Here is a 6,996-nt window from a genome sequence, read left to right as displayed (position 1 = left end):
GGGGTGCAGGGGGCGTAGGGGACGCAGTCCCGCTTCCGCTCCCCGGCCCCCTCCGCTACGCCAACCCCCGCCGGGCCACCGCAGGCACCCGGTGGCCCGCGATCGTCGCCACCATGTCCAGCACCTGCCGTGTCTCCGCCACCTCGTGCACCCGGTACACCCGCGCCCCCAGCCACGCCGACACCGCCGTGGTCGCGAGCGTGCCGATCAGCCGTTCCTTCACCGGCCGGTCCAGCGTCTCCCCGACGAAGTCCTTGTTGGACAGGGACACCAGCACCGGCCACCCCGTCTCCACCATCTCCCCGAGCCGCCGCGTCGCCTCCAGGCTGTGCCGCGTGTTCTTGCCGAAGTCGTGCCCGGGGTCGATCAGCACCGACTCCCGCGGCACCCCCAGCGCCACCGCCCGCTCGGCCAGCCCCAGCGTCACCCGCAGGATGTCGGCCACGACGTCGTCGTACGTCACCCGGTGCGGCCGCGTCCGCGGCTCCGCGCCGCCCGCGTGCGTGCACACCAGCCCCACCCGGTGGCGCGCCGCGACCTCCGCGAGCCGCGGGTCGACGCCGCCCCACGCGTCGTTCAGCAGGTCGGCCCCGGCCTCGCACACGGCCTCGCCGACATCGTGCCGCCAGGTGTCCACGCTGATCACGACGTCCGGGAACCGCCGGCGCACCTCCGCGACGAACCCCACCGTCCGCCGCGCCTCCTCCGCGGCCGACACCTCGTCGCCGGGGCCGGCCTTCACCCCGCCGACGTCGATGATCGCGGCGCCGCCGGCCACCGCCTCCTCCACGCGCGCGAGAGCGGGCTCGTCGCGGAAGGTGGCCCCCTGGTCGTAGAAGGAATCCGGGGTCCTGTTCACGATCGCCATGATCACCGGCTCGTGTGCCGCGAACTCGCGCCTGCCCAGCCTGAGCGTCCCCTGCGACATCTTCTCGTCCATACCGTTCTCTCGTCCCGCTCTCGACCTCGGTGCCGCGGTCCTTCGCCGACCGCGGCACCGGCTGTCAGACTCGCATGGCACGATCGGACCCGACACAACCGACTCCCGGACAGTCGGCCTTCCGACTCCGACCGTCCCGACCGACCATGGGGGCCCCAGCGATGGTCATGTTCCTGTTCCTCGTCATCGCGCTGGCCGTCGTCGTGGCCGCGGTGACCCTCGCCGTGGTGGGCGGCGGCGACAGCGGGCCGCTGCCCGAGGCCGCTCCCGAGCGGGTACGGGACGCGCTGCCCGAGGACCGTCCGGTCGCCCGCGGCGACGTGGAGCACCTCCGCTTCCCGCTGGTGGCCCGCGGGTACGGCATGGCGGAGGTCGACGACGCCCTCGGCCGCCTCGGTGCCGAGCTGGCCGAGCGCGACGCCCGCATCGCCGACCTGGAGTCCGCCCTGGCCGGGGCCCGGGCCGCCGTCGCCCACCAGCACGTCGCCATGGACAAGCCGTCCGGCCGGGAGCACCAGTGAGCGCCGGAGAGGCCGTCGCCGGTCCGGACGGCGCGCCGCGCTGCCCCTGGGCCCTGTCCACCGCGGACTACGTGACGTACCACGACGAGGAGTGGGGCCGCCCGGTCCACGGCGACGACGCCCTGTACGAGCGGCTCAGCCTGGAGGCCTTCCAGTCCGGCCTGTCCTGGATCACCATCCTGCGCCGCCGCCCCGGCTTCCGGGCCGCCTTCGCGGGCTTCGGGATCGCCGAGGTGGCCGCCTTCACCGACGAGGACCGCGCGCGTCTGCTCGCGGACCCGGGCATCATCCGCAACCGCGCCAAGGTCGACGCCACCCTGGCCAACGCGCGCGTCCTGGCGGAGTGGGCCCCGGGCGAGCTCGACGCGCTGATCTGGTCCCACGCCCCGGACCCGGCGGGCCGCCCGGTCCCGAAGACCCTCGCCGACGTCCCGGCCGTCACACCGGAGTCCACCGCGCTGTCGAAAGCCCTGAAGAAGCAGGGGCTGCGCTTCGTCGGCCCGACCACGGCGTACGCCCTGATGCAGGCCTGCGGCCTGGTCGACGACCACCTGGCGGCGTGCGTGGCCCGCCGGTCCTGAGACGCGGAGACGCGAAGACGCAGAGACGCGGTGACGCAGAGACGCGGTGACGCAGAGACGCGGTGACGCAGAGACGCGGTGACGCAGAGACGCGGTGACGCGAAGACGCAGGTCGGCGGGGCCCGCTGCCGGTTTCCGGGCCGCCTACCGGCCCAGGTACTTCGGCTTCTCCTTCTCGACGAAGGCCCGCACCGCGATCGCGTGGTCCTCGGAGGCCCCCGCCCGCGACTGCAGCTCGTCCTCCTTGTCCAGCGTCTCGGAGAGCGAGTGCGTCAGCCCGTACGCCGTCGCCTCCTTCAGCGCCGCGTACGCCACCGTCGGTCCCTCGGCCAGCGCCCGCGCCGTCTTCTCGGCCTGGGCGCGCAGCTCGGCGGCGGGGACGACCCGACTGGCGATGCCCAGTTCGTACGCCTCCTGCGCGCCGATGCTGCGCGGGAAGAGCAGCAGGTCGGCGGCGCGCCCGGGGCCGACGACACGCGGCAGGGTCCAGGAGATGCCCGAGTCCGCGGTGAGCGCCACGCCCGCGAAGGACGTGTTGAACGATGCCGTGTCCGCGACGATCCGGTAGTCCGCGGCGAGGGCGAAACCGAGGCCCGCCCCGGCCGCCACGCCGTTCACGGCGGCCACCACCGGCTTCTCGGCCCCGGCGAGCGCGCGCACGATCGGGTTGTAGTGCTCGCGCACCGTGCTCATCGTCTGCCCGGAGCCGGTCTCCCGGTCGGCCGTCAGCAGCCCGACGTGCTCCTTCAGATCCTGACCGACGCAGAACGCCCGCTCACCGGCCGCGGTCAGCAGCACCGCCCGTACGGCGTTGTCCGCGGCCGCGGAGCGCACCGCTTCCCGGAGCGCGACCTTGGTCTCGGTGTTCAGCGCGTTCATCGCCCCGGGACGGTTCAGCGTGATCGTCGCGAGCCCGTCGCCCACCTCGTAGAGAACGGTGTCGGCCATGGAAATCCCCTCCGCGTCGTCGGTGCGTCCGTGTGTCCGTGTCCGTGTCGGTGTCCGTGTGTCCGGCAGACAGCATGACGGAGATCGTCGGCAACGGATCGCTCGGGAGATGTGACCTGCGTCAAAGAATTCCGGTCCGTATCCATTCGGCGGAAGTGGTCCGGGGCGCGCAGTATCGCAGTCACATCGCCGAATTGAGTGGTTTTGCTCGCGCGCGTTGCCCAAGCGATGCCGACCGATGTTGGTCATCGGGTCCTGGGATGCGGGATAATGGCTGGGAAGGAATGTGTTCGATGCCGGTGTCGCGCGTCCGGTCCGGACTGCGCGTGCCCTCACGGGCCGTCGGCGGTGACGGTGAGCTGGTATCAGGAAGGGGAACGAGCATGGCGGCCATGAAGCCGCGGACGGGTGACGGCCCGCTCGAGGTGACCAAGGAGGGGCGGGGCATCGTCATGCGCGTTCCGCTCGAAGGCGGCGGTCGACTCGTCGTCGAGCTGACCCCCGACGAGGCCGACGCGCTCGGCGACGCCCTCAAGAAGGTCGTCGGCTGACGCGCGAGCGACCATACCCAATCAGTCGCCCCGGTGCCGCACGCGGTGCCGGGGTGATTGTTTTGCCGCACTCCGCGTGACTCCGCGTGCCGGCTGCGGAATTCCCGGTGCCCTACGCCTTGGAAGGCTCGGAGGGCTCAGCGCTTGACGGCGCACAGCAGCCCGTCGCCCACCGGGAGCAGCGAGGGCACCAGTTCCTCGCTCTCCCGCACCGCGCGCAGGACGTCCCGCAGCCGCAGCACCTCGGTGGGCTGCGGTCCCGAGTCGACCGTCCGGCCGGCGCCGAAGACACCCTCGAAGGCGACGAGACCTCCGGGACGCAGAAGACGCAACGATTCGGCGAGGTAGTCGGGGTATTCCAGACGGTCGCCGTCGCAGAAGACGAGGTCGTACCCGGCGTCCGCGAGCCGGGGCAGCACGTCCAGGGCGCTCCCCGGAATGAACCGGGCCCGGTTGCTGGCGAAACCCGCGGCCCGGAAGGCCTGGCGTGCGAACTGCTGGTGTTCCGGTTCGGGGTCGACCGTGGTCAGCACGCCGTCCGGCCGCATCCCCTGCAGCAGATGGATCCCGGAGACCCCGCAGCCGGTGCCGATCTCTGCGACCGCCTTGGCGTCCACGGCAGCGGCGAGCAGCCCCAGGGCCGAGCCCGTGCCCGGGGTCACCGAGCGCAGGCCCGCCTCGCGGGCCCGGTCGCGTGCCCAGAGCAGCGCGTCGTCCTCGGCGACATAGGCGTCGGCGAACGCCCAGCTCGTCTGCCGGTTGGCGGTAATGACCCTCTCCTGTCCCCGTTGTTGCCTCGGCGTGACTGTATCCGCTGGCGTCGGGAACCCGCAGATGGGACCGGTCGTTCAAAAGGGGAGAGCGAAGAGGCGGCCGGAAGGCCGGGACCGGGACGGGGGCGGCCGATGCAGCAGGGTGGCGCGCGTGTGCTCGCGGAGCGGGACGGCCCGGAGCGGCCCAGATCAAATTCTCGTAAAACCGCTTATCCGGAGCTAACGGGCGAGGTGGCTATGGTAGGGGCTCCACTGGACACCACCAGAGCCGACAGGGGAGGTGCGGCCGCACCCGCGGATCGGGGTGGAGTGCTGCGGCGCTTCCTCGGATCGGCAGGCAGGCCGAAATCCGTGAACGACACCGCTGCTGACCACAGCCACGCCGACCGTCCCGCCACGGGACACGCCCAGACCGCGACCTTCTCCGGCGACGCGGACGGGCAGGCGTGGACTCCGCCCACCTGGGAGGAGATCGTGAGTACCCACAGCGGCCGCGTCTACCGCCTCGCCTACCGCCTCACCGGCAACCAGCACGACGCCGAGGACCTCACCCAGGAGGTCTTCGTCCGCGTCTTCCGCTCCCTGTCGACCTACACCCCGGGCACGTTCGAGGGCTGGCTGCACCGCATCACGACCAACCTCTTCCTGGACATGGTCCGCCGCAAGCAGCGCATCCGGTTCGACGCGCTCGGCGACGACGCGGCCGAGCGCCTGCCCAGCAAGGAGCCGACCCCGCAGCAGGTCTTCCACGACGCCCACTTCGACGCGGACGTCCAGCAGGCCCTGGACACCCTCGCGCCCGAGTTCCGGGCCGCCGTCGTCCTGTGCGACATCGAGGGACTGTCGTACGAGGAGATCGCCGCGACCCTCGGCGTCAAGCTCGGCACCGTGCGCTCCCGCATCCACCGCGGCCGCTCCCAGCTGCGCAAGGCACTGGCCCATCGCTCGCCCAAGGCGCGCGCCGAGCGCCGCTCCTTCGCGGCCGGTGTGCCCGCTCTGGGAGGAGGGGGCGCGAGCGCGTGAGTGGGTCACGGCCTGAGTCCGAGGGACATCTCGCAGAGCAGCATCTGGGAGACCGACTCTCCGCCCTGGTGGACGGAGAGCTCGGTCATGACGCGCGTGAGCGCGTACTGGCGCACGTGGCCACCTGCCCGAAGTGCAAGGCGGAGGTCGACGAGCAGCGCCGGCTGAAGAACGTCTTCGCGCAAACGGCCCCGCCCGGTCCCTCGGAGAGCTTCCTGGCCCGTCTCCAGGGGCTTCCCGGGGGAGGCGACACGGACGGCGGCGGCTCGCCGCTGGGCGGCTCGGGCCTCTCCGACGGCCTGACCGGGCCGCCCGGGAGACTTCCGGCCGCCGCGGCCTCCGGCGTCTTCGGCGCGCGGCGCGGCGACCGGTTCGAGTTCGACTACGTACCGGCCCGGCCGCACACCCCCGTCCTGCCGCCCTCCGCGCAGGGGCGGGGCGGCTTCCGGATCCACGAGGTGAACCGGCCGGAGAACGAGCGCTCGGCCTCCCGCGGCATGCGGTTCGCCTTCGCCGCCGCCGGAGCGGTGTCGCTGGCCGCCATCGCGCTGGGCGGCGTCACCCTCGGCTCCCCGGACACCACCACGGACGCCCGCGGCGCGGGCAACGGCAGCAACGTGACCCCGGCCCGCACCCAGGGCGGGGGAGCGGCCACCACTCCCGAGAGCCAGCGTCGCCGCACGGGCGCGCCGCTCCTCGGGCAGTCCCAGGGGCGCTCGCTCGGTGACACCCCCGTCGCGCCCACCGGCCTCTCCGCGCCGCTGCTGCCCGGCCTGCCCGCCCCCGCCGAAGCGCGGCAGCAGGCCGTGCGGGCGCTGACCACACCGGTCACGGTCGGTGCCGCCGCCATGTCCCCGTTGATACGCCCGCTGGAAGCGGTGCCGCCGCTCGCCCTGACCTCCTGGTCGCAGGCCCCGGAGGCCAGGCCGCCCGGGCTGTTCGCCGCCCCGGAGCCGGTGCCGTCCCCCTACCCCGCGGCCTCACCGGCCGCCTCGGCCCGTCCCGTTCGCTGACCGGGCTCTGCGCGCCGGGCCGCGAACCTGATTGAATCCGGGTGGCGCCAGAGCCCTTGGAGCCGACGATCTGCGGCCAGCTGCGGGGGAGAAGATGAACGAGGCGAAGCCCACGAAGACGAAGTGGTGGAGTCGTCCCCGCCCGTCCGGAGACGCGACCGACGGCGACTTCGCGCTGGAAGGCCCCAGTCCGGCCGTCACCAGGGGGGAGGCGGACGACGGCGACTTCGAGCTGGAACGGCCCTCGACGCCCCGCCCACCGGCCGACGGCTCCACAGCGGCAGACGGCGACGGGGGCGGCACCGGAGCACGGGCCGGGGAGCCGGGCGGGGAGACGGACGGGGCCACGGGCGGGCAGACAGACGGGGACTACGAACTGGACCTCCCGACGCCGAGGACCGCCCCGGCCTCTGCCACGCCCGAGACCGATGCCGCACTGCCCGCCTCTGCCACGCCGGCGGTCGATGCCGCGGGGTCCACTGCTGCCGTGCCCGTGGTTGATGCCGCAGGGGCCACTGCTGCCGTGCCCGCGGTCGATGCCGCACCGGCTCCGGACGTCGTGCCCGCCGCCGATGCCGCACTGCCCGCCTCTGCCACGCCGGCGGTCGATGCCGCGGGGTCCACTGCTGCCGTGCCCGTGGTTGAT

Annotated in this window: 8 protein-coding genes and 1 pseudogene; 6 read left to right on the top strand and 3 right to left on the bottom strand. The window is 73.4% G+C overall.

Translation table 11 applies throughout. The annotated features are described in order from the left end of the window. Positions 1–55: 55 nt before the first annotated feature. Positions 56–928: a dihydropteroate synthase gene (gene folP, locus HZS56_RS36800; RefSeq protein ID WP_216725162.1), complete on the bottom strand. Its 873-nt coding sequence runs from the start codon at positions 926–928 to the stop codon at positions 56–58. Between the two features lie 173 nt (positions 929–1,101). On the opposite strand from folP, the gene HZS56_RS36795 reads away from it, so the two are divergent. Both HZS56_RS36795 and HZS56_RS36790 read left to right on the top strand, forming a co-directional pair. Next, positions 1,102–1,461: a DivIVA domain-containing protein gene (locus HZS56_RS36795; RefSeq protein ID WP_216725161.1), complete on the top strand. Its 360-nt coding sequence runs from the start codon at positions 1,102–1,104 to the stop codon at positions 1,459–1,461. Further along, positions 1,458–2,042, top strand: coding sequence for a DNA-3-methyladenine glycosylase I (locus HZS56_RS36790; RefSeq protein ID WP_216725159.1), 585 nt, complete (start codon positions 1,458–1,460; stop codon positions 2,040–2,042). Before HZS56_RS36795 ends, HZS56_RS36790 begins: the two co-directional genes overlap by 4 nt. Positions 2,043–2,186: 144 nt before the next feature. Here the strand turns inward: HZS56_RS36790 and chcB are convergent, their stop codons facing one another. Continuing rightward, complete coding sequence (chcB, locus tag HZS56_RS36785) at positions 2,187–2,996, bottom strand: 2-cyclohexenylcarbonyl CoA isomerase (protein ID WP_507227383.1); 810 nt, start codon at positions 2,994–2,996, stop codon at positions 2,187–2,189. Positions 2,997–3,373: 377 nt separating this feature from the next. Between chcB and HZS56_RS36780 the strand changes: the two genes are divergently transcribed. After that, on the top strand, positions 3,374–3,541 hold the full coding sequence (locus HZS56_RS36780; protein ID WP_003966491.1) for a DUF3117 domain-containing protein: 168 nt from the start codon (positions 3,374–3,376) through the stop codon (positions 3,539–3,541). A 137-nt stretch (positions 3,542–3,678) separates the two neighbouring features. Here HZS56_RS36780 and HZS56_RS36775 read toward each other — a convergent pair whose 3' ends face one another. Further along, on the bottom strand, positions 3,679–4,377 hold the full coding sequence (locus tag HZS56_RS36775) for an O-methyltransferase (RefSeq protein WP_216725160.1): 699 nt from the start codon (positions 4,375–4,377) through the stop codon (positions 3,679–3,681). A gap of 288 nt (positions 4,378–4,665) precedes the next feature. Between HZS56_RS36775 and sigE the strand changes: the two genes are divergently transcribed. The 3 genes and pseudogenes from sigE to HZS56_RS36760 all read left to right on the top strand — a co-directional run. Continuing rightward, positions 4,666–5,337 carry an RNA polymerase sigma factor SigE gene (gene sigE, locus HZS56_RS36770; RefSeq protein ID WP_216725157.1) on the top strand — a complete coding sequence of 224 codons (672 nt, stop codon included), beginning with the start codon at positions 4,666–4,668 and terminating at the stop codon, positions 5,335–5,337. A gap of 68 nt (positions 5,338–5,405) precedes the next feature. Continuing rightward, the gene (locus HZS56_RS36765) at positions 5,406–6,350 is read left to right on the top strand and encodes an anti-sigma factor family protein (protein WP_374201244.1); all 945 of its coding nucleotides are present in this window, start codon (positions 5,406–5,408) and stop codon (positions 6,348–6,350) included. A 94-nt stretch (positions 6,351–6,444) separates the two neighbouring features. Continuing rightward, positions 6,445–6,996: pseudogene (locus HZS56_RS36760) on the top strand (hypothetical protein); the annotation flags it as partial.

Source organism: Streptomyces mayonensis, from assembly GCF_018982965.1.
Lineage (GTDB): Bacteria > Actinomycetota > Actinomycetes > Streptomycetales > Streptomycetaceae > Streptomyces > Streptomyces mayonensis.
Note: the sequence above shows the minus strand (reverse complement) of the source record. Positions and strands in the feature narration are given on the sequence as shown.